We start from the raw sequence: 23,538 nt of genomic DNA on the forward strand, positions 1-23,538 counted from the left end.
CATGAGCGAAGTTCAGACTGCCCACACGCACAGCGCGCCGCTCGTCGGCGTGCTGATGGGTTCGAGTTCCGACTGGGACGTGATGAAGCACGCGGTTGCCATCCTGCAGGAATTCGGCGTGCCGTACGAAGCGAAGGTCGTGTCCGCGCACCGGATGCCCGACGAGATGTTCGACTATGCCGAGAAGGCGCGCGAGCGCGGGCTGCGCGCGATCATCGCGGGCGCCGGCGGCGCCGCGCACCTGCCCGGCATGCTGGCCGCGAAAACCACGGTGCCGGTGCTCGGCGTGCCGGTCGCGAGCAAGTACCTGAAGGGTGTCGATTCGCTGCACTCGATCGTGCAGATGCCGAAGGGCGTGCCGGTCGCGACGTTCGCGATCGGCGAGGCCGGCGCTGCGAACGCCGCGCTGTTCGCGGTGTCGATCCTGTCCGGCAACTCGGTCGACTATGCGAACCGGCTCGCCGCGTTCCGCGTGCGTCAGAACGAAGCCGCGCACGCTATGGTGCTGCCGCCGCTGGAATGACGGCGCACCGGCGGCCGCGCGTCGCGGCCGCCTGACCTCCCCACTGCGGCGGGCAGCGCCCGCCGCGACCGACCACTGACATGACCGCAACTCCTGATTCCGTTTCCCCGATCCTGCCCGGCGCGTGGCTTGGCATGGTCGGCGGCGGCCAGCTCGGCCGCATGTTCTGCTTTGCCGCCCAGTCGATGGGCTATCGCGTCGCCGTGCTCGATCCCGATCCGACGAGCCCCGCCGGCGCGGTCGCCGACCGCCACCTGCGCGCGGCCTACGACGACGAAGCCGCGCTCGCCGAGCTGGCCGACCTGTGCGACGCGGTGTCGACGGAGTTCGAGAACGTGCCGGCCGCGAGCCTCGATTTCCTCGCGCGCACGACGTTCGTCGCGCCGGCCGGCCGCTGCGTCGCGATCGCACAGGACCGGATCGCGGAGAAGCGCTTCATCGAAGCGTCGGGCGTGCCCGTCGCGCCGCACGTCGTGATCGAATCGCCGGCGGCACTCGCTGCGCTCGACGATGCCGCGCTCGACGCGGTGCTGCCGGGCATCCTGAAGACCGCGCGGCTCGGCTACGACGGCAAGGGCCAGGTGCGCGTGAGCACCGCACAGGAAGCGCGCGACGCGCATGCGGCGCTGAACGGCGTGCCGTGCGTGCTCGAGAAGCGCCTGCCGCTGAAATACGAAGTGTCGGCGCTGATCGCGCGCGGCGCGGACGGCCGCTCGGCCGCGTTCCCGCTCGCGCAGAACGTGCATCACAACGGCATCCTCGCGCTGACGGTCGTGCCCGCGCCGGCCGCCGATGCCGCGCGCGTCGAAGAGGCGCAGCAGGCCGCCGTGCGGATTGCCGATACGCTCGACTACGTCGGCGTGCTGTGCGTCGAATTCTTCGTGCTGGAAGACGGTTCGTTCGTCGCGAACGAGATGGCGCCACGCCCGCACAACTCCGGCCACTACACGGTCGATGCGTGCGCAACGAGCCAGTTCGAGCAGCAGGTGCGCGCCATGACGCGCATGCCGCTCGGCAACCCGCGCCAGCATTCGCCGGCCGCGATGCTGAACATCCTCGGCGACGTGTGGTTCCCGAACGGGGCCGCGGCCGATGCCGTCACGCCGCCGTGGGACACGGTCGCGGCGATGCCCGCAGCGCACCTGCACCTGTACGGCAAGGAAGAGGCGCGCGTCGGCCGCAAGATGGGTCACGTGAACTTCACGGCTGAAACGCGCGACGAAGCCGTTGCCGCGGCCACCGCGTGCGCGCAGCTGCTGCGCGTGCCGCTCGACTGAGCCGGCCGATGTCCATCGATCTCCCGAACTCGGTGACGGCCGCGCAGATCGACGCGGCCGCCGCGCTGCTCGATGCGGGCCAGCTCGTCGCCTTTCCGACCGAAACCGTCTACGGGCTTGGCGGTGACGCGGCGAATCCCGAGGCCGTCGCACGCATCTACGCGGCGAAGGGGCGCCCCGCGAATCATCCGGTGATCGTGCACCTGCCGCCGGGCGGCGATCCCGGTTACTGGGCCGACGATCTGCCGGCCGACGCGCAGGCGTTGATCGATGCGTTCTGGCCGGGCCCGCTGACGCTGATCCTGAAGCGTCATGCGCGCATTCCGGACGCCGTGAGCGGCGGCCAGGATTCGGTCGGGCTGCGCTGTCCGTCGCATCCGGTCGCGCAGGCGCTGCTGGCCGCGTTCAGCGCGCGGCGCGGCGGGCATGGCGGCGTGGCCGCACCGTCCGCGAACCGGTTCGGCCATGTGAGCCCGACCACCGCGCAGCACGTACGCGACGAATTCGGCGACACCGTGCACGTGCTTGACGGCGGCGCATCGGAAGTCGGTATCGAATCGACGATTCTCGACCTGTCGCGCGGCTTTCCGGCGCTGCTGCGTCCGGGCCACGTGACGCCGCAGCAGATCGCCGACGTGCTCGGTCGCGCCCCGCGGCTGCCGGACGGCAGCGATGCGACCGCGCCGCGTGCGTCGGGTACGCTGAAAGCGCATTACGCGCCGCGCACGCCGCTCGCGCTGCTGCCGTTCGACGCGCTCGAGCCGCTGCTCGCGGCCGCGCAGACCGATGGCGAGCGTGTCGCGCTCGTCGCACGCGCCTCGCGCGCGGGACGCTGGGCGCAGGCCGACGGCGTGCATTTCGTCGCGGCGCCGGAAGATCCGCAGGCGTATGCGCGCGACCTGTACGGGATGTTGCGTGCGCTCGACCGCGCGCAGGTTGCGCGGATTCTCGTCGAGAAGCTGCCCGAGACCGTCGAATGGATCGCGGTCAACGATCGCCTCGGCCGCGCGGCGGCCGCGTTCGAAGCGCGCGATTGACGCCAATCCCGGCACTGGAATGAAAAAACGCCCGACCGGCAAACCGGTCGGGCGTTTTCGTTTGGGCGCGTGGCCGGCTGCTTACTTGCCGACGCCGGACTTCGCGATCTGCTGTTCGACGTACTGCGCGAACAGCGCATGCAGGCGCGTCGTCGGGTGGACCGTGTCGGCGAACATGTAGGTCTGGTCCGCGTTCGCGACCGTGTAGGTCTGCGGCGAGCAGAACAGCGACGAGCCGAATGCGGTTGCGTTCGCGACGCCGTACTGCGTGGCGGCCTGGACCATCGCCTTCAGGTTGCAGGCGGTGTCGGTGTTCGACACGCTGAAGCCGTTCGCCTGGTAGTTGGCCGCGATGCCGTCCTGCCACGTGAACGAATCGACCACCGCGTACTTCGTCGTGTCGACCTTCAGCGCGGCGAGCGTGCCGACGAGCGTCTGGTTGAACAGCCCCGACAGTTGCGTGAACGCGGCTTGCGTGCCGCCCTGCAGCGCGAGCGGCGTGCCGCCGATGTCCGGCACGTTCGCGACGAACACGTGCGTTGCGCCAGCCGCGACGATCTGCTGGACGATCCCGCCGAGCTGCTGCGCGGCCAGGCCGATCGCCTGCGCTGCCGCGAGCTGGGCGGCCGGCGTGTTGCCTTGCGCCTGCGCGACTTGCGCCTGGTAGAAGATGTCGTTCGCGCCGCCGTTGATCAGCACGATCTGGCCGGCGTTGAAGCTGCCGTGCTGCGACAGGTATTGCTTGACCTGGTCGGCGATCGGCGTCGTGGTCGCCTGCGCGTAGTCGGCGTTCGGCACGCTGGCGTCCGCGTGGCCGATGCCCGGCTGTTGCGTCACGCGCGAGCCGCCCTGTGCGTAGCCGAGGCCGCCGGTGGCCTGCAGCGGAATGCCGAAACCGCCCTGGTTCGCGGGCTGCAGCGTGTCGCCGTAGTACTGCGCGACGTTCTGCGTCCACACCTGACCCGGGTTGGTCGTGAAGCGGCCGCCGCCGAAGCCGAGCTTGATCTGCGAGTAGGTGCCCGCGTCGGACAGGCTGTCGCCGAACGACACGATCTGCATTTTTACGCCCGACGGCGGCGTGTTCGATGCGCTGCTGCTGTTGTTGTCGTCACCGCCGCCGCATGCGGCGAGCAGCGCGAGCGCGGCGCCGGCGATCGCGACCTGCGCGGTGCGCAGCATGCGTTGGCGGGTGCGGGCGGGTGCGTGTTGTTGTGTCTGCATCGTTCGATCTCCTCGTAGATATGGCCTGATGTGTTTCTCATCTGCCGCGTGCCTGCTCGGTTCCGGGCTGCGCGGCGGCCGTTGGCTGAAACGGTTTATTGGTCTCGCGCAGCCGCAAGCGGCACGGTGCGCGGATCGGGGTTCGCGGCCTCGGCAATCTGCGCATGATAAGCGCTCGCCCATTCGGGCGGGCCGAAAATCGCGCGCAGCTTGTTGCGCCAGCCGTCGACGCGCAACGCGTCGCCGGCCATCGATACCCACTCGTGGAACGTCGCGACGAGCGGGTTGTTGGAGTCGAGCCGCTCGACGATCCCGTACTGCGGCGGATCGTCGGGCGCTTCCTCGACATAGCTGCCGAACAGGCGATCCCAGATCACAAGGACGCCTGCGTAATTGCGGTCGATGTAGCGCGGGTTGCGCGCATGGTGTGCGCGGTGGATCGACGGCGTGTTCAGCACGTATTCGAGCCAGCCGAGCTTGCCGATCGCCTGCGTGTGCACGAAGAACTGGAACGCGAGGTTGATCAGCACGATGCCGACGACCTGTTGCGGCGGAAAGCCCGCGAACGCGAGCGGCAGCCAGAACACCCACATCCCCGCGACCGGGTACATCAGGCTCTGGCGGAACGCGGTCGAGAAATTCATCCGTTCGGACGAGTGGTGCACGACGTGCGCGGCCCACAGCCAGCGCACGCGATGGCTTGCGCGATGGAATACGTAGTAGAGGAAATCCTGCGCGACGAACAGCACGGTGAACGACAGCCAGCCGTCGTGCCACGTGAACAGGCGATAGTGCTGGTAGCAGTACGCATAGACGGGGATCACGAACAGCCACGCGATCTTGTCGGCGCCCTGGTGCATCAGCGCGAGCGCCGCGTTGCACAGCGTGTCGCGCCACGCATAGACATGGTCCTGCGCACGAGTGCGGGCGAGGTGCCAGGCCTCCCACGCGATGCAGAGCAGGAAGACGGGCGCCAGCGCGAGCAGAAGCAATTCGACGTCGAATCGCATGGGCGTGTCTCCTTCTTTCCCCTGCAAGCCTTGAGGCCGGGCGTATGGCCCGTTGTAGATATCGGTCAGGCCAACAGCCTACGCAATCGCCACGCGCTAGGCGAGGGGGGAGCGTAGAGGGTTCCCTCTGAGGACAGGGTTTTTACGGAAGCCGCGCGGCACGGGGCCGGGCGGTATGGCCCTGTTTTGCGGGCGCAGGTGCTGCGCGGTGCGTCGCGCGCCGGAGGCGGCTACCGTTTCAAACCGGGGAGGGCGCAGGTCGGTGTGCAGGCGCGCTGGCGGGTCGCCCCGGCGGCCCGCCAGGTCGACCCGTTGTGCGGGTGCGGCTCAATGCGGAGGCGAGCCGACGCGCGCCGGCCGCAGGCCCGCCGTGTGTCGCGGCGCGCGGAAACGTCAGTGGGCGCCCGCGTAGATCCACTCGAGCAGCGAGTCGTGCGCGGCGCGCGCGCCTTCCGCGTGATCGTTGTTGATGAAGCTCACGACGACGTAGCTCTGGCCGTCCGCGCCGGCGACGTAGCCGGCGATCGCGCGCACGTCGCGTAGCGTGCCGGTCTTGATGTGCGCGTTGCCGAGCACGCCGGCGTTGGTGAGGCGGTTCTTCATCGTGCCGTCGATGCCGGCGATCGGCAGCGAATCGATGAAGGCCTGCGCGACGGGGCTCGCGTTCGCGGCCTGCAGCAGCGCGGCGAGCGACAGCGCGCTCACATGCTCTTCGCGCGACAGACCCGAGCCGTTTTCAAGCATGAGGTCGGGCATCGCGATGCCGTTCTTCTGCAGGAACGCCTGGATCACGCGGCTCGACTGCTCGGGCGTCGCGGGCGGCTTGCCGCCGACCGCGCCGATCGTCAGGAACAGGTTGCGCGCCATCACGTTGTTGCTGAACTTGTTGATGTCGTAGACGATGCTGCCGAGCACCGGGCTGTGATGCACGGCGAGGGGCCGCGCGGTGGGCGGCACCTTGCCTTCGCTCACCGGCCCGGCGATCGTGCCGCCGTCCTGCTGCCACAGCGCGAGGAAGCCGCGCGCGAAGAACGTCGTGTGATCGAGGATCGCGAGGTTGGTCGTGTGCGCGCCGCAACGCAACGGGTAGTCGCCGGCGAACGAGGCGGTCATGATCCCGCCGCCGGCGGTCAGTGTCGGACGCGCGGCCGCGGCGGCCGCGCTGCACGAGCCGGTACCTTCGACCAGCTGGTTGTCGATCGACAGGTCCGCGAGCGGCGGCAGCACGTCGACGGCCACCTTGCCGTCGTCGCCCGGCGTGACGGTGAACGACACGGCCTTGAACGCGTACAGAAGCGGATCGGGGCCGACGTTGTACGGCGCGCTCGCGTCGTCGTCGAACGAAGGGAGATCGCGCGTCGATGTCGCGAAGTAGCTCTTGTCGAGCACCAGGCCGCCGCTCACGCGCTTGACGCCGGCCTTGCGCAGCTTGTCGACGAGGTCGATCAGCTCTTCGGGCACGAGCTTCGGATCGCCGGTGCCCTTGATGTACAGGTTGCCCTGCAGCGTGCCGTCGGGATCGATCGTGCCGTCCGTGTAGGCGGTCGTGCGCCAGCGGTAGTCGGGGCCGAGGATCGACAGGCCCGAGAAGGTCGTCACGAGCTTCATCGTCGACGCGGGCAGCATCGGCCGGCTCGCATTCCACGCGATCAGCGGTTCCGGATCGCCGACGCGCTCGACGATGACGCTCATCGCCGACGCCGGCACCTTCGCGCGCTGCAGCGCGACGAGCACGGACGCCGGCAGGCCGGCCGCGCGTGCGGCGGGCGACACGACGGTCGTCTTGTGCGCTTCCTTGTGGGATTTCTTGCGGGCCTGCGCGGCGGGCGCGAAGGCGAGGGCCGTGCAGGTGGCGACGACGGCGGCTGCCCGCAGGCAGGCACGGGGGGCGAACCGGGTGGAAAGATCGGAAATCGGCATGAGCGAATACGGGAGAAGCACGACGTTCGGGCAGGGCGCGCGCGGCGCCAAAGCGCACATTGTAGAGACAAGTCCGGACAGCCCCCTTGCAATCCGCCTTTCTGTTGCATTGCACGGTGCCGCGCATGCGATTCGCGGCGCTACAATGGTCGGCGTGTTTGACCTGCCCCATGGATGCCTGTCCCGATGCGGATTCTGCTTGTCGAAGATGATCGAATGATTGCCGAAGGCGTGCGCAAGGCGCTGCGCTCGGACGGCTTTGCGGTCGACTGGGTTCAGGACGGCGACGCCGCCCTGACGGCGCTCGGCGGCGAGGCGTACGACCTGCTGCTGCTCGATCTCGGCCTGCCGAAGCGCGACGGCATCGACGTGCTGCGCACGCTGCGCGCACGCGGGCTGGCGCTGCCGGTGCTGATCGTCACCGCGCGCGACGCGGTGGCCGATCGCGTGAAGGGGCTCGACGCGGGCGCCGACGACTACCTCGTCAAGCCGTTCGACCTCGATGAACTGGGCGCGCGGATGCGCGCGCTGATCCGCCGCCAGGCCGGGCGCAGCGAATCGCTGATCCGCCATGGCGCGCTGACACTCGATCCCGCTTCGCACCAGGTGACGCTCGACGGCGTGCCCGTCGCGTTGTCCGCGCGCGAGTTCGCGCTGCTCGAGGCGCTGCTCGCACGGCCCGGCGCGGTGCTGTCGAAGAGCCAGCTCGAGGAGAAGATGTACGGCTGGGGCGAGGAGATCGGCAGCAACACGGTCGAGGTCTACATCCACGCGCTGCGCAAGAAGCTCGGCTCGGACCTGATCCGCAACGTGCGCGGGCTCGGCTACATGGTCGTCAAGGAAAGCTGACGCGTGAGGTCGATTCGTCATCAATTGCTGATCTGGCTGCTCGCGATCGTCGTCGCGGGCGTGGGTATCGCGGGCTGGCTCATCTACCGGCAGGCGCTCGCCGAGGCGAACGAACTGTTCGACTACCAGTTGCAGGAAATCGCAGCGGCCCTGCCGTCCGAGCCGTTCTCGCAGGTGTTCGGTTCGCGCACCAACGGCGACGAAGGCATCGTGATCCAGATATGGAACCGCAACGGCGTGCTGATGTACTTCTCGCATCCGCGTGCGCCGATCGCGCCGCGCGCGGAGCTCGGCTTCTCGACCGAGCGCACCGATCGCGGCGAATGGCGCGTGTACGGGGCGATCGTCGGCGACAACGTCGTGCAGCTCGCGCAGCCGCTGTCGGTGCGTAACCGGCTCGCGGCGAACGTCGCGCTGCGCACGCTGTGGCCGCTGATCGTGCTGCTGCCGTTCCTCGGCGCGGCCGTGTGGGTGATCGTCGGGCGCGGGCTCGCACCGCTCGGCCGCGTGACGCGCGCGGTCGAGGCACGCCGGCCGGAGGCGCTCGATCCGCTCCCCGATGCGCGCCTGCCGCTCGAGGTGCAGCCGCTCGTACGGGCGCTGAACGGGCTGCTCGCGAGGCTGTCGGCCGCACTCGACACGCAGAAGGCCTTCGTGGCCGACGCCGCGCACGAACTGCGCACGCCGCTCGCGGCCGTGCAGATCCAGGCGCAGCTCGTCGCCCGCGCGAAGGACGACGCATCGCGCCGCGAGGCGGTTGCGGATCTCCAGGATGGTGTGTCGCGTGCGACGCGCCTCACGGAGCAACTGCTTGCGCTCGCACGCGCCGAACCGGATGGCGCGACGATGCGCGAGCCGGTCGACCTGCAGGCGCTGCTCGCCGAATGCGTGGCCGCGCTTGCGCCGCTCGCGCAGCGGCGCGACATCGATCTCGGTTTCGAGGAGACGCGCGCGGCGAGCGTCGTCGCGGACGTCGGCGCGCTGCGCGTGATGTTCGGCAACCTGCTCGACAACGCGGTGAAGTACACGCCGGACGGCGGCCGCATCGACGTGTCGCTGACCCGCGACGCGGCCGGTCGCGCATGCGTGCAGATCGGCGACAGCGGGCCCGGCATTCCGGCCGACGAGCGCGAGCGCGTGTTCGACCGCTTCTACCGCGACAGCTCCGCGCGGGCGCGCACCGACGTGTCGGGCAGCGGGCTCGGGCTCGCGATCGTCAAGCGCGTGGCGGCGCAGCAGGGCGCGACGGTGTCGCTCGGCGACGCGGCCGCGGGCGGCCTGCTCGTCAGCGTCGTGTTCTGCGATGCCGAGATGCCGGCCGAGGCGCCGCAGCCGTCCGAATCCGTGTGAAGAACGCCGCCGGGCGGGCGCCGGCGGCCGCTTAAGCCCCGCTTAAGGCTGATTAAGCCTCCTTTAAGTCAGGGTCGTTACGCTGCGTTCTAACAAAGAGGAGGTCCTACGATGAACACCCGATTCCTTGCGCGCGGCGCCGTCGCGGTCGCCGTGGCGGCCGCCCTGTCCGCCGGCTACGTCGCCGGCACGCGCCGCGCCGATCCGCAGATCATCACGCCCGCGCAGGCTGCCGCGCTGATGCCGGCCGAAGCGGCCGCCAAGACCGGCATCCCCGATTTCTCCGGGCTCGTCGAGACCTACGGCCCGGCGGTCGTGAACATCAGCGCGAAGCACGTCGTGAAGCAGGTGTCGCGGCGCGTCCCGCAGCCGCAACTGCCGATCGACCCGAGCGATCCGTTCTACCAGTTCTTCAAGCATTTCTACGGCCAGGTGCCGGGCATGGGCGGCGACGCGCAGCCGGACGACCAGCCGAGCGCGAGCCTCGGTTCCGGGTTCGTCATCAGCTCCGACGGGTACATCCTCACCAATGCGCACGTGATCGACGGCGCGAACGTCGTCACGGTCAAGCTGACCGACAAGCGCGAATACAAGGCGAAGGTCGTCGGCTCGGACAAGCAGTCCGATGTCGCGGTGCTGAAGATCGACGCGAGCGGCCTGCCGACCGTGAAGATCGGCGACCCGGCGCAGAGCAAGGTCGGCCAGTGGGTCGTCGCGATCGGTTCGCCGTACGGCTTCGACAACACGGTCACGTCGGGCATCATCAGCGCGAAGTCGCGCGCGCTGCCGGACGAGAACTACACGCCGTTCATCCAGACCGACGTGCCGGTGAACCCCGGCAACTCGGGCGGCCCGCTATTCAACCTGCAAGGCGAGGTGATCGGCATCAACTCGATGATCTATTCGCAGACGGGCGGCTTCCAGGGCCTGTCGTTCGCGATCCCGATCAACGAGGCGATCAAGGTGAAGGACGAGCTCGTGAAGACGGGCCACGTGAGCCGCGGCCGCCTCGGTGTCGCCGTGCAGGGGCTGAACCAGACGCTCGCGAGCTCGTTCGGACTGCAGAAGCCGGACGGCGCGCTCGTCAGCTCCGTCGACCCGAACGGCCCGGCCGCGAAGGCGGGCCTGCAACCGGGCGACGTGATCCTGTCGGTCAACGGCTCGCCGGTCGCCGATTCGACGTCGCTGCCCGCGCAGATCGCGAACCTGAAGCCGGGTTCGAAGGCCGACCTGCAGATCTGGCGCGACAAGTCGAAGAAGTCGATCAGCGTGACGCTCGGCGCGATGGCCGATGCGAAACTCGCGTCGAACGACAACGGGCCGGTCGAGCAGGGCCGCCTGGGCGTCGCGGTGCGTCCGCTGTCGCCGCAGGAGCGCAGTGCCGACAACCTGTCGCACGGGCTGATCGTGCAGCAGGCCGGCGGGCCGGCCGCCAACGCGGGCATCCAGCCCGGCGACGTGATCCTCGCGGTCAACGGCCGCCCGGTCACGAGCCCCGAGCAGCTGCGCGACGCGGTGAAGGGGGCGGGCAACAGTCTTGCTCTGCTGATCCAGCGCGATAATGCGCAGATCTTCGTGCCGGTCGACCTGAGCTGACCGGCCACGGCCGACGGCCGGCCAGGCCGGCCGCGGCGGGCGCCGCCGCCGTTCTGAATGGGTGACTCGGCGCCCTGTATGTGTTCCGACCCCAAGGAGAGAGCCATGCAATATCTACGCAACGTGTCCCGATTTGCCGTCGCCGCGGCGCTGGCCGCCGGCCTCGCAGCCGGGGCGACCGGCGCGTACGCGCAGTCGGACGGCTTGCCCGCCGCGCGCCAGCAGGGCGACGTCACCTTCGTGTCCGGCGGCGTCGGACAGGACGAATCGACGGCGTTCCAGCGCAACGAGTCGAGTTGGCCGCTGGCGCTGCGGTTCACCGGCAAGGGCGGCGAGTTCCTGGCCGACGTCCATGTGCGGATCGTCGACGGCAAGGGTACCGAAGTGCTGAAGACCGACGCGCGCGGGCCATACATGCTCGTGAAGGTGCCGCCGGGCCGCTATACGGTGCATGCGTCGTACCAGGGCAACGAGGAATCCCGCGCCGTCACGGTCGGCGCGAAGGGTGGTGCGAAAACCGCATTCCAGTGGAGCGCGCAGTAGCTCGCCGCGCGCGGCCCCGAGCGGGTCGCGCATTCGGCTGCGGTTTCGCCCATAATGAAAGCCACGGCACCCGTGCCGTGGCTTTTTCGTTTCCTGAGCCTGGCTTGGCCTGACCGCCCCAAGGAGAAACGATGTCCGACGCAGCCGACCCTCGTCTCGAAATCGTGCCGAACCGCCATCGCGTTCGCGTTATCCATCGCGGCATCACGTACGCCGATTCGCACGGCGCGCTGACCGTGCGCGAAACGGGCCTGCCGGACACCCACTACCTGCCGCGCGGCGACGTCAACATGCGCCGGCTTGTGAAATCAGGCGTCACGTCGGCCTGCCCGCTCAGGGGCGAGGCCGTGCACTTCGACTTGCAGACCGAAGACGGCGTGATCGAGAACGCCGCATGGAGTTACGAGGAACCGAAGGAGGCCGCGCTGGCGCTCGCGCACTACGTGGCCTTCGACGCTGCACGGATCGACAGTCTCGTCGAGACGTCCTGATGCAGCGCGTGTTCATCGGGGGAGGCGTCATGGAACTGAACGACACGTTACGCATACCGCTCGCCCCGCCTGTCGTGCGGGAAGCGTTCGAGGATCTCGCGTTGCTGCGCGCGAGCTTCGAGCATTGCGAATCCTTCGTGAAGCTTGCGCATGGCGAGTTTGCGTTGACGATCACGGTGCCGCTCGGCCCGCTGCGCGCGCGCTACGACGTGCGTGCGCATGCTGCCGCCGAGCAGGGCGACGCGGAAGGGCAGCCGCGCCGCGTGCTCAACTTCAAGGCGCGGGCCGACGGGCTCGGCGCGCTGCGCGGCCAGGTCGAACTTGTCCTGATGCCGGATGACGACGCCAACGCCACGCGCATCGAGTACGTGGTCTGGGCGACGGCGAGCGGCCCGCTCACCGAGCTTCCGGGGCGGCAGATCGAAAATACGCTGCGCGAATGGACCGACGATTTCTTCCGTGAATTCTGTGCGGTCGTGCAGGCGAAGCACGGTCTTGCGCCGAATCGCGCGCGCTCGGCCGCGCCACGGCGCCAGCACGTGTTCCTGCGGCCGGCGTCGCTGGTGGCCGCGACCAAGCGTGCGTTGCCGCCGCACCTCGGCGGCGCGCTGACCGGGCGTGCCGCCAGCGCGCTCCCGCATCGCGGCTCCGGCACGGTGCCCGTGTGGGCGTGGGCCGCGATGATCGTCTTCGTCGCGCTGCTGCTTTACGCGGCACGCTGGATCAACGGCGGCTGAGCGGCCGGGCGGTTCCGCTGCGAGGCCCGCTCGACACGCGCGTTACCGCACGACCTCGGCGCCGGCTCCGGCGCCGCGAAATTCCCTTCGATACGCCGACGGCGACGTGCCGAGCGTGCCCGCGAAATGCTGGCGCAGCGACACGCTCGACCCGTAGCCGGCCGCTTGCGCGATCGCGTCGATCGATTGTCCGGTGGTCTCCAGCAGATGCTGCGCGCGCGCGAGCCGCTCGGCCTGCAGCCACGCGGTGACGGTCGTGCCGGTCGCCTGGCGGAAGTGGCGCGTGAACGTGCGCCGGCTCATCAGCACGCGTTCGGCGAGCGAGTCGACGCTGTGCGCCGCGTCGAGGTGGGCGCGCACCCAGTCGAGCAGCCCCGCGAGCCGTGCATCGCGCGGGTGCGCGGCGACCGGCTGCGGCACGTATTGCGCCTGCCCGCCCTGGCGGTGCGGCGGGATCACGAGGCGGCGCGCGATCTGGTTCGCGGCGTCGGAGCCGAAGCGCAGCCGGACGACGTGCAGGCAGCAGTCGAGCCCGGCTGCCGTGCCGGCCGACGTCATCAGGTTGCCGTCGTCCACGTACAGCACGTCCGGATCGAGCTTCACGCGCGGAAAGCGTCGCGCGAAGTCTTCGGCCCACGCCCAGTGCGTGGTGGCCGGGCGGCCGTCGAGCAGGCCGGCCGCGGCGAGCACGTAGGCGCCGAGGCACAGCCCGACGAGCTGCGCGCCACGTGCGGCGACCGCGCGGACGGCGTCGAGCAGCACGTCGGGCGGCGCTTCGTCCGGATCGCGCCATGCCGGCACGATGACGATGTCCGCATCGTCGAGCCCGTCGAGCCCGTATGGCGCGGTGATCGTGAAGCCGCCCGTCGTCGACAGCGGGCCACGCTCGGCCGAGCAGACGCGAAACTCGAACGCAGGCGACGCGGCCGCGTCGCGCTCCTTGCCGAACACGACCGACGGCACCGACAGGTGGAACGGGCTGATGCCGTCGTACGCGATCACGGCAACGACGGTCGGAACGGGCGGGGCGGGCCGGGTGGACGAGGCGGCGGCGGTCATGGGGGCTCCGGAATGGCGATGGCCCGATTTTATCGAAGAATGACTATCGGGCCACTATCTGCGTGAACGATGCGCACCGACAATGCATCGCATCGCATCGCATCGCGCCGCTGGCCGTCCCGTTCCGGGGCGGGGCCGCGCCCCGGACCAGGAGCCCGTCATGTCGAACGCCGTCCCGCATTCCGCTTCCCCGATCGTTTCCCCTCCGGCTTCCCGCCGTGCGCTGATCGTGATCGACGTCCAGAACGAATACGTGACGGGCAATCTGCCCATCGAGTATCCGCCGCTCGACGTGTCGCTCGCGAACATCGGCCGCGCGATCGATGCCGCGCATGCGGCCGGCGTGCCCGTGATCGTCGTCCAGCACGTCGCGCCGGCCGGCGCGCCGATCTTCGCGCCCGGCTCCGACGGCGTCGCGCTGCACGCGGTCGTCGCCGGCCGGCCGTACGCGCACCTGATCGAGAAGAAGCAGGCAAGCTCGTTTGCCGGGACCGACCTCGCCGCGTGGCTCGAGGCGCACGGGATCGACACGCTCGCGGTTGCCGGCTACATGACGCACAACTGCAATGCGTCGACGGTTTATCACGCGGCGCACGCGGGGCTGAATGTCGAGTACCTGGACGACGCGACGGGCGCGCTGCCTTACGAGAACGAAGCCGGCGCGGCGAGCGCCGAGGAGATTCACCGCGCGTACACGGTGGTGTTCCAGTCGAATTTCGCGGCCGTGATGCCGACCGACGCGTGGATCGCGGGACTGGCCGGTGCGCCGATGCCCAAGCGTGGCTCGGTCGCCGCATCGAACCAGCTGGCCCGCGCGCAACGCGCGAAGGCGGCCTGAACCGGGCGGGGGGAAGGGGGCAGCGCGTTGGTGCGGCACGGTGCGCCGCCCGATGAAACGAAAACCGCAGGCGCGCGCGTCGCGCGGTCAGTCGCCGTCTTTCAGCATCGCCGGGCTGTAGCGCAGCATGTCGAAACAGCCGTCGACGAGCTTTTCCGCATGCTGCTCGGCGTCGATCTCGTCGGGCAGCATCAGCATGTCGCGCACGAAACCGCTGACGAGCGTGTGCAGCATCAGCGTCGCGCGCCACGTATCGAGCCGCTCGGGCAGCAGCTTGAGCCGCACGGCCCCCGCGAGATCGGCGTCGATCGCATGCAGCGCCTCGCTCATTCCCGCACGGTTGCGCTGCAACAACGGCTCCAGGTCGGCGACGTACTCGCACTTCATGAACAGGATGCTGAACACGCGGCGCAACTGCGCGTCGCGTTGCACGCCGAGCAGGCACCAGATCAGGATCTGTCGAATCTTCTCGAGCGGATTGCCGCCCGGCGCGTCGAGCGGCATCCGCTTCAGCTCGTCGATCGGCAGAAACACGCGGTCGAACATCGCGTCGAACAGTTCGCTCTTGTTCGAGAAATGCCAGTAGATTGCGCCGCGCGTCACGCCGGCATGCTGGGCGATGTCCGCGAGCGACGTATGCGACACGCCCTTCTCGAAGAACACGTGCTCGGCGGCGTCGAGAATGCGATTGCGCGTCTCGAGCGCCTCCTCCTTGGTACGTCTGACCATGTGCAGGCCTGATTGGAATGATCGTAGGTGAATATGGGGTCTGCAACCCTCGTCGCAGCCAGACAGACCGGCTATGCTTGCGACTGGTAACAATCCGTAAGACTGGACCGCGGGCGGAGCATAAACGGGCTTTTTACATACATTCATGAATGTATATACAATACCACCCTACGATCGAATGACCCAAGTGGCAATCAGTTAATATCCCACTCTGCTGATTCCCGCCAAAGTACCAGTCCGCAGTTGCGGGGCAACCTGTCGGCACGGAGGTTTCGTGCCGCTTGCTGTATCTAGCAGTCCAGTATTTCAGGTGTTCGATCTGCGCCGTGAGGCGCATCCGTGTTGCACTCCCTCCGGTGGGGTGCGGCACTTATTCCATTGGTTACACACAGAGGTCGCTCCATGCGCGTCGAACGGGTTCCATACCGCTTAATCACTGTCGCGACGGCCGCCGTTTTCCTGGCCGCGTGCGGAAAAAAAGAATCGGCACCGCCGCCGCAAGTACCGGAAGTCGGCGTCGTCACCGTCCAGCCGCAAGCCGTACCGGTCTTCACCGACCTGCCGGGCCGCACCAGTGCATTCCTCGTTGCGCAGGTCCGCGCACGGGTCGACGGCATCGTGCTGCGCCGTGAATTCACCGAAGGCACCGACGTCAAGGCCGGTCAGCGCCTGTACAAGATCGATCCGGCGCCGTACGTCGCCGCGCTGAACAGCGCGAAGGCGACGCTCGCGAAGGCGCAGGCGAACCTCGTCACGCAGAACGCGCTGGTCGCACGCTACAAGGTGCTGGTGGCCGCGAACGCGGTCAGCAAGCAGGACTACGACAACGCGGTGGCCACGCAAGGCCAGGCCGCGGCGGACGTCGCGGCCGGCAAGGCAGCGGTCGACACCGCGCAGATCAACCTCGGCTATACCGATGTCGTGTCGCCGATCACCGGCCGCGTCGGCATCTCGCAGGTGACGCCGGGTGCCTACGTGCAGGCGAGCCAGGCGACGCTGATGTCGACGGTGCAGCAGCTCGATCCGGTGTACGTGGACCTCACGCAGTCGAGCCTCGACGGGCTGAAGCTGCGCCAGGACGTGCAGAGCGGCCGCCTGAAGACGAGCGGCCCGGGCGCGGCGAAGGTGTCGCTGATCCTGGAAGACGGCAAGACCTACTCGGAGCCGGGCAAGCTGCAGTTCTCGGACGTGACGGTCGACCAGACCACCGGCTCGGTGACGATCCGCGCGGTGTTCCCGAACCCGGGCCGCGTGCTGCTGCCGGGCATGTTCGTGCGTGCGCGGATCGAGGAAGGCGTGAACGAGAACGCGTTCCTGGTGCCGCAGATCGGCGTGACGCATGACCAGAAGGGCCAGGCGATCGCGATGGTGGTGAACGCCAGCAACAAGGTCGAGCCGCGTCCGCTGAAGACGACGGGCATGCAGGGCCCGAACTGGATCGTCGAAGGCGGTCTACAGGCGGGCGATCACGTGATCGTGCAGGGCGTCGAGAAGGTGCGCCCGGGTGCGACCGTGAAGACCGTCGCCGCGCAGCTCGCACCGGCGGCCGATGCCGCTTCGGGTGCTGCTGCCGCGTCCGCCGCGCCGGCTGCCGCCGGTTCCGGCGCCGCTGCCGCTTCCGGTGCTGCCGCATCGGGCGCTGCGCCGGCGAGTGCTGCCGCTGCTTCGAGCGCGCAATAACAGGGAGCCTGTTTCATGGCAAAGTTTTTTATCGATCGCCCGATCTTTGCGTGGGTGATCGCCATCATCCTGATGCTGGCCGGGGTTGCAGCGATCTTCACGCTGCCGATCTCGCAGTATCCGACGATCGCGCCGCCATCGATCCAGATCACCGCGAACTACCCGGGCGCTTCCGCGAAGACGGTGGAAGACACGGTGACGCAGGTGATCGAGCAGCAGATGAGCGGTCTCGACAACTTCCTGTACATGTCGTCGACCAGTGACGACTCGGGCAACGCGACGATCACGCTGACCTTCGCGCCGGGTACCAACGCCGACATCGCACAGGTTCAGGTGCAGAACAAGCTGTCGCTCGCGACGCCGATCCTGCCGCAGGTCGTGCAGCAGCTCGGCCTCTCGGTGACGAAGTCGAGCAGCAGCTTCCTGCTGGTGCTCGCCTTCAACTCCGAAGACGGCAGCATGAACAAGTACGACCTCGCGAACTTCGTGGCGTCGCACGTGAAGGACCCGATCAGCCGGTTGAACGGCGTCGGTACCGTCACGCTGTTCGGCTCGCAGTACGCGATGCGGATCTGGCTCGATGCCAACCGCCTGACGAACTACAGCCTCACGCCGGTCGACGTGTCGACCGCGATCTCCGCACAGAACGTGCAGATCGCGGGCGGCCAGATCGGCGGCACGCCGGCCAAGCCGGGCACGATGCTGCAGGCGACGATCACCGAATCGACGCTGCTGCAGACGCCCGCGCAGTTCGGCAACATCCTGCTGAAGGTCAACCAGGACGGCTCGCAGGTTCGCCTGAAGGATGTCGCGAAGATCGAACTCGGTGGTGAAAACTACAACTTCGACACGAAGTACAACGGTCAGCCGACCGCGGCACTCGGTATCCAGCTCGCGACCAACGCGAACGCGCTCGCGACCGCGAAGGCCGTGCGCGCGAAGATCGACGAACTGGCACCGTTCTTCCCGCACGGCCTCGTCGTGAAGTACCCGTACGACACGACGCCGTTCGTGAAGCTGTCGATCGAGGAAGTGGTCAAGACGCTGCTCGAAGGTATCGTGCTGGTGTTCCTCGTGATGTATCTGTTCCTGCAGAACCTGCGGGCGACGATCATCCCGACGATCGCGGTGCCGGTCGTGCTGCTCGGCACGTTCGCGATCATGTCGATGGTGGGCTTCTCGATCAACACGCTGTCGATGTTCGGCCTCGTGCTCGCCATCGGCCTGCTGGTGGACGATGCGATCGTGGTCGTGGAGAACGTCGAGCGGGTGATGGCGGAAGAGGGCCTGTCACCGAAGGAGGCGACCCGCAAGGCGATGGGCCAGATCACCGGCGCACTCGTCGGCGTGGCGCTCGTGCTGTCGGCGGTGTTCGTGCCGGTGGCGTTCTCCGGCGGGTCGGTCGGCGCGATCTATCGCCAGTTCTCGCTGACGATCGTGTCGGCGATGGTGCTGTCGGTGCTCGTTGCGTTGATTCTGACGCCGGCGCTGTGCGCGACGATCCTCAAGCCGATCCCGCAAGGGCATCACGAAGAGAAGAAGGGCTTCTTCGGCTGGTTCAACCGCACGTTCAACAACAGCCGCGACAAGTACCACGTCGGCGTGCACCACGTGATCAAGCGCTCGGGCCGCTGGCTCATCATCTACCTGGTCGTGATCGTCGCGGTCGGCCTGCTGTTCGTACGCCTGCCGAAGTCGTTCCTGCCGGATGAAGACCAGGGCCTGATGTTCGTGATCGTGCAGACGCCGTCGGGCTCGACGCAGGAAACGACCGCGAAGACGCTCGCGAACATTTCCGACTACCTGCTGAAGGACGAGAAGGACATCGTCGAATCGGCGTTCACGGTCAACGGCTTCAGCTTCGCCGGCCGCGGCCAGAACTCCGGTCTCGTGTTCGTGCGCCTGAAGGACTACTCGCAGCGTCAGCATGCGAACCAGAAGGTGCAGGCGCTGATCGGCCGGATGTTCGGGCGCTACGCGGGCTACAAGGACGCGATGGTGATCCCGTTCAACCCGCCGTCGATTCCCGAACTCGGTACGGCTGCCGGCTTCGACTTCGAGCTGACGGACAACGCGGGTCTCGGCCACGACGCGCTGATGGCCGCGCGTAACCAACTGCTCGGGATGGCCTCGAAGGATCCGACGCTGCAGGGTGTGCGTCCGAACGGCCTGAACGATACGCCGCAGTACAAGGTCGACATCGACCGCGAGAAGGCGAACGCGCTCGGCGTGACGGCGGATGCGATCGACCAGACGTTCTCGATCGCATGGGCGTCGAAGTACGTGAACAACTTCCTCGATACCGATGGCCGGATCAAGAAGGTCTACGTGCAGGCAGACGCACCGTTCCGGATGACGCCGGACGACCTGAACATCTGGTACGTGCGCAACGGGTCGGGCGGGATGGTGCCGTTCAGTTCGTTCGCGACCGGTCACTGGACGTATGGTTCGCCGAAGCTCGAGCGCTACAACGGCGTGTCGGCGATGGAAATCCAGGGTCAGGCCGCACCGGGCAAGTCGACCGGCCAGGCGATGGCCGCGATGGAAGGGCTCGCGAAGAAGCTGCCGGTCGGTATCGGCTATTCGTGGACCGGCCTGTCGTTCCAGGAAATCCAGTCCGGCTCGCAGGCGCCGATCCTGTACGCGATCTCGATCCTCGTCGTGTTCCTGTGTCTCGCGGCGCTGTATGAAAGCTGGTCGATCCCGTTCTCGGTGATCATGGTGGTGCCGCTCGGCGTGATCGGTGCACTGCTTGCGGCAACGATGCGCGGCCTCGAGAACGACGTGTTCTTCCAGGTCGGCCTGCTGACGACCGTGGGCTTGTCCGCGAAGAACGCGATCCTGATCGTGGAGTTCGCGCGCGAACTGCAGACGACGGAGAAGATGGGGCCGATCGAGGCCGCGCTGGAAGCGGCGCGCCTGCGGCTGCGTCCGATCCTGATGACGTCGCTCGCGTTCATTCTCGGCGTGATGCCGCTCGCGATCAGCAACGGCGCGGGTTCGGCCAGCCAGCACGCAATCGGTACGGGCGTGATCGGCGGGATGATCACGGCGACGTTCCTCGCGATCTTCATGATCCCGATGTTCTTCGTGAAGATCCGCGCGATCTTCAGCGGCGAGAAGGAGGACGTCGACGAGGCGCTGCGCCTGGCTCAGGAGCACTCGCACCACGAAGAGAAGCCGGGCAACGGCGACGAAGGCAACAAGGGACAGTGATGATGCAAAAACACGCTTTGACTGCAATCGCGGTCGCGCTCCTTGCCACGGGCTGCACGATGGCGCCGCATTACAAGCGGCCCGACGCGCCCGTCGCGCAGGCGTACCCTGCCGGCGGCGTCTACGCGACGCAGCCGGGTGCGGCCGGCGCGCGCAGCGCGAACGGCCAGGCGGCGACCGCCATCGGCTGGCGCGAGTTCTTCGTCGATCCGCGCCTGCAGCGGCTGATCGAGATCGCGCTGAAAAACAACCGCGACCTGCGCGTGTCGGTGCTGAACATCGAGGCGGCGCGCGCGCAGTACCAGATCACGCGCGCGGGGCTGTTCCCGACGCTCGACGGTACGGGCACGGGTAACGTCCAGCGCGTGCCGCAGGGCCTGTCGACGACGGGCGCGCCGTACATCTCGCGTGCCTACAACGTCGGCCTTTCGGCGTCGTGGGAACTCGACCTGTTCGGCCGCGTGCAGAGCCTGAAGGACCAGGCGCTCGCGCAGTACCTGTCGACGTCTTATGCGCGTCAAGCGCAGGAGATCTCGCTGGTATCGCAGGTGGCCGATCAATACCTGACGCTGCTGTCGACCGAGGATCTGCTGAAGGTTACCGAGAACACGCTGAAGACGGCGCAGGACTCGTACAACCTGACGAAGCTGCAGTTCGACAACGGCACGGGCACCGAGCTCGACCTGCGCCAGGCGCAGACGGTCGTCGAGACGGCGCTCGCGAACCAGCAGGAGCAGGCGCGTGCGCGTGCGCAGGCGCTGAACTATCTGGTGCTGCTGATCGGCGAGCCGCTGCCGGACGATCTGCCGGCGGGCATGCCGCTCGACGCGCAGAACCTGCTGACGGACGTGCCGGCGGGCCTTCCGTCGGATCTGCTGACGCGTCGCCCCGACGTGATGCAGGCCGAGCAGTCGCTGCTGGCCGCGAACGCGAACATCGGTGCGGCGCGCGCGGCGTTCTTCCCGAAGATCTCGCTGACGGGCGCGTTCGGCACCGGAAGCCCGACGCTCGGCGGCCTGTTCAAGGCCGGCACGGCGGCGTGGTCGTTTGCGCCGCAGATCACGATGCCGATCTTCGAGGGCGGTCAGAACATCGCGAACCTGAACCTGGCGCACGTGCAGAAGCGCATCGAGATCGCCAACTACGAGAAGGCGATCCAGTCGGCGTTCCGCGACGTGGCCGACGGGCTGGCTGCACGCGGCACGTACGACCAGCAGATCGCCGCGCTCGAGCGCAACGAGCACGCGCAGCAGCGACGTTTCGACCTGTCGGACCTGCGTTACAAGAACGGTGTCGACAGCTACCTGTTGGTGCTGACCGCGCAGACGGACCTGTACAACGCGCAGCAGACGCTGATCAATGCACGTCTCGCACGCTGGACCAACCTGGTCAACCTGTACCGTTCGCTGGGCGGCGGGTGGATCGAGCGGGCCGGCGAGACGCCGCGCGCGCCGGATGCGCCGGTCGACTACGACAAGGCGGCCGCTCCGGCGCCTGCGTCGGCAGCGGCAGCGAACGGGTAAGCGCAAGGAGGGGCAGGCGCGGTCTCGATCGCGCTTGTCCTTCGAACCGGCTGTTTGCGGTATCGAAAACGCCACGGACGAAAGTCCGTGGCGTTTTCTTTTGCATGCCTGAATCGAGCGGCGCGAAGACGGATCGGGTGACGATGCGCGCATCGGACTCCGGTGCGATTTGTTGCGCCGGCCCCATCATTCTGCGTGGCCAACCGAACCGGCATCCGGTGCCGCGCCCGCGGGCGACCGGCTTTCACGCGCCATGACCGGCTGTCTGGCCGTCAGGCCGTCCGATCCCCGCGTACAGTCCCGCCCCCGCCAAGCAAAACGCCACGGCATGCCGTGGCGTCTTTCGTGACCGCTTCGCGCCGTCGTCCGGCGCGTGGCGATCAGTGGTGCACGTCGGCGGGCCGCCCGTCGAAGTCGTGTCCGGCGCGGCGGATGTCGCAGCGTGCGTCCTTTTCGCCTTTCACGCCGTTGAACACGACGTTCAGGATCACGGCCGTCGCCGATGCCAGCAGGATGCCGCTGTGCAGGATCGGGGCGAGCGCGGGCGGCAGCTTCGAGAAGAAGTGCGGCGACACGACCGGCACGAGGCCCATGCCGACGCTCACGGCGACGATGAACAGGTTGTGGCTGTTGTTCACGAAGTCGACCTTCGACAGCACCTTGATGCCGTTCGCGGCCACCATCCCGAACATCACGATGCCTGCGCCGCCGAGCACGAACGGCGGCACCGACGCGACGACCTGCGCCATCTTCGGGAACAGGCCGAGCAGCACGAGGATCACGCCGCCGGTGGCGCATACGAAACGGCTTTTCACGCCCGTCACGCCGATCAGGCCGACGTTCTGCGAGAACGACGTGTGCGGGAACGAGTTGAAGATGCCGCCGATCAGCGTGCCGAGGCCGTCGACGCGCAGGCTGCGCACGAGGCGCTCCTGGTTGACCGGGCGATCGACCATGTCGCCGACCGCGAGGAACATGCCGGTCGATTCGATGAACGTGACGAACATCACCGTGACCATCGTCACGATCGACAGCGGGTCGAAATGCGGCAGGCCGAAGTGGAACGGCATCACAAAGCCGACCCACGGTGCGTGCGCGACGCCGTCGGTATTCACGCGGCCGATCGCGAAGGCGATCGCGAAGCCGGCGACGATGCCGAGCAGCACCGAGATGTTCGCGATGAAGCCGCGGCCGTATTTGTTGATCAGCAGAATCAGTGTCAGCACGAGCAGCGACAGGCCGAGATAGACGGGGCTGCCGTATTCGGGGTTGCCGACGCCGCCGGCCGCCCAGTTGATGCCCACTTCCATCAGCGACAGTCCGATCACCGCGATCACGGTGCCGACGACCACGGGCGGGAAGAACCGCAACAGCTTGCCGATCATCGGCGCCAGCACGATGCCGATGATGCCGGCCGCGATGGTCGAGCCGAAGATGTCGAGGATGCCGAGGCCGGGGTTGGTGCCGATCGCGATCATCGGGCCGACTGCCGCGAACGTGCAGCCCATGATGACGGGCAGGCGGATCCCGAAGATCCACAGGCCGAGTGTCTGGATCAGCGTGGCGACGCCGCACGAAAACAGATCGGCGCTGATCAGGAACGCGATCTGGTCTTTCGGCAGCTTGAGCGCGGCGCCGACGATAAGCGGCACGGCGACAGCGCCGGCGTACATGACGAGGACGTGTTGCAGGCCAAGCGTTACCAGCTTGCCGGTCGGCAGCACCTCATCGCACGGATGGACCGTGTTCGATTGCATCTGTCTCACTCCATGATCTTGTTTTCGGGGTGATACGAAGTTATGCGGAATGAATCCACGCAACAAGAGCGCTGGGTACTATTCCGCTCTTTGCGGGTTCGATATGCCAATTCGGCATGAAACAGGGTGTCGATCATCGGGAAACAGCCGCAGGAGTGAGGTTTCCCGGTTTTATAGCCCTT

General features: G+C 67.9%; 20 protein-coding genes. 14 read left to right on the plus strand and 6 right to left on the minus strand.

Annotated features, from left to right (window positions below):
- Nucleotide 1: 1 nt before the first annotated feature.
- The 3 genes from purE (at nucleotide 2) to HWX39_RS27850 (ending at nucleotide 2,837) form a co-directional block, all read left to right on the plus strand.
- Nucleotides 2-523 carry a 5-(carboxyamino)imidazole ribonucleotide mutase gene (gene purE, locus HWX39_RS27840; protein ID WP_039360624.1) on the plus strand — a complete coding sequence of 174 codons (522 nt, stop codon included), beginning with the start codon at nucleotides 2-4 and terminating at the stop codon, nucleotides 521-523.
- An 80-nt stretch (nucleotides 524-603) separates the two neighbouring features.
- Entirely contained in the window at nucleotides 604-1,800 is a 1,197-nt protein-coding gene (locus tag HWX39_RS27845; protein ID WP_175970935.1) for a 5-(carboxyamino)imidazole ribonucleotide synthase, read from the plus strand.
- 8 nt (nucleotides 1,801-1,808) lie between these two features.
- Nucleotides 1,809-2,837 carry an L-threonylcarbamoyladenylate synthase gene (locus HWX39_RS27850; protein WP_011353063.1) on the plus strand — a complete coding sequence of 343 codons (1,029 nt, stop codon included), beginning with the start codon at nucleotides 1,809-1,811 and terminating at the stop codon, nucleotides 2,835-2,837.
- 81 nt (nucleotides 2,838-2,918) lie between these two features.
- Here HWX39_RS27850 and HWX39_RS27855 read toward each other — a convergent pair whose 3' ends face one another.
- The 3 genes from HWX39_RS27855 to dacB all read right to left on the minus strand — a co-directional run bounded on the left by HWX39_RS27855 (nucleotide 2,919) and on the right by dacB (nucleotide 6,988).
- The gene (locus tag HWX39_RS27855) at nucleotides 2,919-4,058 is read right to left on the minus strand and encodes an SGNH/GDSL hydrolase family protein (protein ID WP_175970936.1); all 1,140 of its coding nucleotides are present in this window, start codon (nucleotides 4,056-4,058) and stop codon (nucleotides 2,919-2,921) included.
- A gap of 95 nt (nucleotides 4,059-4,153) precedes the next feature.
- Nucleotides 4,154-5,068 (minus strand): sterol desaturase family protein, encoded by a 915-nt coding sequence (locus HWX39_RS27860; RefSeq protein ID WP_175970937.1) that lies wholly within the window; start codon nucleotides 5,066-5,068, stop codon nucleotides 4,154-4,156.
- A 393-nt stretch (nucleotides 5,069-5,461) separates the two neighbouring features.
- The gene (gene dacB, locus HWX39_RS27865; RefSeq protein ID WP_175970938.1) at nucleotides 5,462-6,988 is read right to left on the minus strand and encodes a D-alanyl-D-alanine carboxypeptidase/D-alanyl-D-alanine-endopeptidase; all 1,527 of its coding nucleotides are present in this window, start codon (nucleotides 6,986-6,988) and stop codon (nucleotides 5,462-5,464) included.
- On the opposite strand from dacB, the gene HWX39_RS27870 reads away from it, so the two are divergent.
- The 7 genes from HWX39_RS27870 to HWX39_RS27900 all read left to right on the plus strand — a co-directional run bounded on the left by HWX39_RS27870 (nucleotide 6,987) and on the right by HWX39_RS27900 (nucleotide 12,554).
- Complete coding sequence (locus HWX39_RS27870) at nucleotides 6,987-7,208, plus strand: hypothetical protein (RefSeq protein WP_175970820.1); 222 nt, start codon at nucleotides 6,987-6,989, stop codon at nucleotides 7,206-7,208. The genes dacB and HWX39_RS27870 overlap by 2 nt on opposite strands.
- Complete coding sequence (locus HWX39_RS27875) at nucleotides 7,175-7,837, plus strand: response regulator (protein WP_175956497.1); 663 nt, start codon at nucleotides 7,175-7,177, stop codon at nucleotides 7,835-7,837. The genes HWX39_RS27870 and HWX39_RS27875 overlap by 34 nt, the downstream gene beginning before the upstream one ends.
- Nucleotides 7,838-7,840: 3 nt before the next feature.
- A complete protein-coding gene (locus HWX39_RS27880) occupies nucleotides 7,841-9,187 on the plus strand; it encodes an ATP-binding protein (RefSeq protein WP_175970939.1) in 1,347 nt (448 codons plus the stop codon).
- Nucleotides 9,188-9,298: 111 nt separating this feature from the next.
- Nucleotides 9,299-10,783, plus strand: a complete 1,485-nt coding sequence (locus HWX39_RS27885) for a DegQ family serine endoprotease (RefSeq protein WP_175970940.1) — start codon at nucleotides 9,299-9,301, stop codon at nucleotides 10,781-10,783.
- Between the two features lie 105 nt (nucleotides 10,784-10,888).
- Entirely contained in the window at nucleotides 10,889-11,326 is a 438-nt protein-coding gene (locus HWX39_RS27890; RefSeq protein WP_175970941.1) for a carboxypeptidase-like regulatory domain-containing protein, read from the plus strand.
- Nucleotides 11,327-11,457: 131 nt separating this feature from the next.
- Complete coding sequence (locus HWX39_RS27895) at nucleotides 11,458-11,817, plus strand: DUF427 domain-containing protein (protein WP_175956505.1); 360 nt, start codon at nucleotides 11,458-11,460, stop codon at nucleotides 11,815-11,817.
- 29 nt (nucleotides 11,818-11,846) lie between these two features.
- Nucleotides 11,847-12,554 carry an SRPBCC domain-containing protein gene (locus tag HWX39_RS27900; protein WP_175970942.1) on the plus strand — a complete coding sequence of 236 codons (708 nt, stop codon included), beginning with the start codon at nucleotides 11,847-11,849 and terminating at the stop codon, nucleotides 12,552-12,554.
- A 42-nt stretch (nucleotides 12,555-12,596) separates the two neighbouring features.
- On the opposite strand, the gene HWX39_RS27905 is transcribed toward HWX39_RS27900, so the two are convergent.
- The gene (locus tag HWX39_RS27905) at nucleotides 12,597-13,613 is read right to left on the minus strand and encodes a helix-turn-helix domain-containing protein (protein ID WP_175970943.1); all 1,017 of its coding nucleotides are present in this window, start codon (nucleotides 13,611-13,613) and stop codon (nucleotides 12,597-12,599) included.
- 160 nt (nucleotides 13,614-13,773) lie between these two features.
- On the opposite strand from HWX39_RS27905, the gene HWX39_RS27910 reads away from it, so the two are divergent.
- Nucleotides 13,774-14,451 (plus strand): cysteine hydrolase family protein, encoded by a 678-nt coding sequence (locus HWX39_RS27910; protein ID WP_175970944.1) that lies wholly within the window; start codon nucleotides 13,774-13,776, stop codon nucleotides 14,449-14,451.
- Nucleotides 14,452-14,538: 87 nt separating this feature from the next.
- Here HWX39_RS27910 and HWX39_RS27915 read toward each other — a convergent pair whose 3' ends face one another.
- Entirely contained in the window at nucleotides 14,539-15,180 is a 642-nt protein-coding gene (locus HWX39_RS27915; RefSeq protein ID WP_175970945.1) for a TetR family transcriptional regulator, read from the minus strand.
- 402 nt (nucleotides 15,181-15,582) lie between these two features.
- On the opposite strand from HWX39_RS27915, the gene HWX39_RS27920 reads away from it, so the two are divergent.
- The 3 genes from HWX39_RS27920 to HWX39_RS27930 are packed head-to-tail and all read left to right on the plus strand — an operon-like array spanning nucleotide 15,583 to nucleotide 21,599.
- Nucleotides 15,583-16,860 carry an efflux RND transporter periplasmic adaptor subunit gene (locus HWX39_RS27920; RefSeq protein WP_175970946.1) on the plus strand — a complete coding sequence of 426 codons (1,278 nt, stop codon included), beginning with the start codon at nucleotides 15,583-15,585 and terminating at the stop codon, nucleotides 16,858-16,860.
- A gap of 15 nt (nucleotides 16,861-16,875) precedes the next feature.
- Nucleotides 16,876-20,076: an efflux RND transporter permease BpeB gene (bpeB, locus tag HWX39_RS27925; RefSeq protein WP_175970947.1), complete on the plus strand. Its 3,201-nt coding sequence runs from the start codon at nucleotides 16,876-16,878 to the stop codon at nucleotides 20,074-20,076.
- The gene (locus HWX39_RS27930) at nucleotides 20,076-21,599 is read left to right on the plus strand and encodes an efflux transporter outer membrane subunit (RefSeq protein ID WP_175970948.1); all 1,524 of its coding nucleotides are present in this window, start codon (nucleotides 20,076-20,078) and stop codon (nucleotides 21,597-21,599) included. Before bpeB ends, HWX39_RS27930 begins: the two co-directional genes overlap by 1 nt.
- 380 nt (nucleotides 21,600-21,979) lie before the next feature.
- On the opposite strand, the gene HWX39_RS27935 is transcribed toward HWX39_RS27930, so the two are convergent.
- Complete coding sequence (locus HWX39_RS27935; protein ID WP_175970949.1) at nucleotides 21,980-23,356, minus strand: nucleobase:cation symporter-2 family protein; 1,377 nt, start codon at nucleotides 23,354-23,356, stop codon at nucleotides 21,980-21,982.
- Nucleotides 23,357-23,538 lie beyond the last annotated feature (182 nt).

This window comes from Burkholderia sp. BCC0322, from assembly GCF_902833045.1.
Taxonomy (GTDB): Bacteria; Pseudomonadota; Gammaproteobacteria; order Burkholderiales; family Burkholderiaceae; genus Burkholderia.

Coding starts and splice junctions, on each gene's coding strand:
- HWX39_RS27915 (WP_175970945.1), bottom strand. CDS start 15,180: ATGGTCAGACGTACCAAGGAGGAGGCGCTCGAGACGCGCAATCGCATT.
- HWX39_RS27920 (WP_175970946.1), top strand. CDS start 15,583: ATGCGCGTCGAACGGGTTCCATACCGCTTAATCACTGTCGCGACGGCC.
- HWX39_RS27900 (WP_175970942.1), top strand. CDS start 11,847: ATGGAACTGAACGACACGTTACGCATACCGCTCGCCCCGCCTGTCGTG.
- HWX39_RS27850 (WP_011353063.1), top strand. CDS start 1,809: ATGTCCATCGATCTCCCGAACTCGGTGACGGCCGCGCAGATCGACGCG.
- bpeB (WP_175970947.1), top strand. CDS start 16,876: ATGGCAAAGTTTTTTATCGATCGCCCGATCTTTGCGTGGGTGATCGCC.
- HWX39_RS27895 (WP_175956505.1), top strand. CDS start 11,458: ATGTCCGACGCAGCCGACCCTCGTCTCGAAATCGTGCCGAACCGCCAT.
- purE (WP_039360624.1), top strand. CDS start 2: ATGAGCGAAGTTCAGACTGCCCACACGCACAGCGCGCCGCTCGTCGGC.
- HWX39_RS27890 (WP_175970941.1), top strand. CDS start 10,889: ATGCAATATCTACGCAACGTGTCCCGATTTGCCGTCGCCGCGGCGCTG.
- HWX39_RS27930 (WP_175970948.1), top strand. CDS start 20,076: ATGATGCAAAAACACGCTTTGACTGCAATCGCGGTCGCGCTCCTTGCC.
- HWX39_RS27910 (WP_175970944.1), top strand. CDS start 13,774: ATGTCGAACGCCGTCCCGCATTCCGCTTCCCCGATCGTTTCCCCTCCG.
- HWX39_RS27870 (WP_175970820.1), top strand. CDS start 6,987: ATGAGCGAATACGGGAGAAGCACGACGTTCGGGCAGGGCGCGCGCGGC.
- dacB (WP_175970938.1), bottom strand. CDS start 6,988: ATGCCGATTTCCGATCTTTCCACCCGGTTCGCCCCCCGTGCCTGCCTG.
- HWX39_RS27845 (WP_175970935.1), top strand. CDS start 604: ATGACCGCAACTCCTGATTCCGTTTCCCCGATCCTGCCCGGCGCGTGG.
- HWX39_RS27875 (WP_175956497.1), top strand. CDS start 7,175: ATGCGGATTCTGCTTGTCGAAGATGATCGAATGATTGCCGAAGGCGTG.
- HWX39_RS27855 (WP_175970936.1), bottom strand. CDS start 4,058: ATGCAGACACAACAACACGCACCCGCCCGCACCCGCCAACGCATGCTG.
- HWX39_RS27860 (WP_175970937.1), bottom strand. CDS start 5,068: ATGCGATTCGACGTCGAATTGCTTCTGCTCGCGCTGGCGCCCGTCTTC.
- HWX39_RS27935 (WP_175970949.1), bottom strand. CDS start 23,356: ATGCAATCGAACACGGTCCATCCGTGCGATGAGGTGCTGCCGACCGGC.
- HWX39_RS27905 (WP_175970943.1), bottom strand. CDS start 13,613: ATGACCGCCGCCGCCTCGTCCACCCGGCCCGCCCCGCCCGTTCCGACC.
- HWX39_RS27885 (WP_175970940.1), top strand. CDS start 9,299: ATGAACACCCGATTCCTTGCGCGCGGCGCCGTCGCGGTCGCCGTGGCG.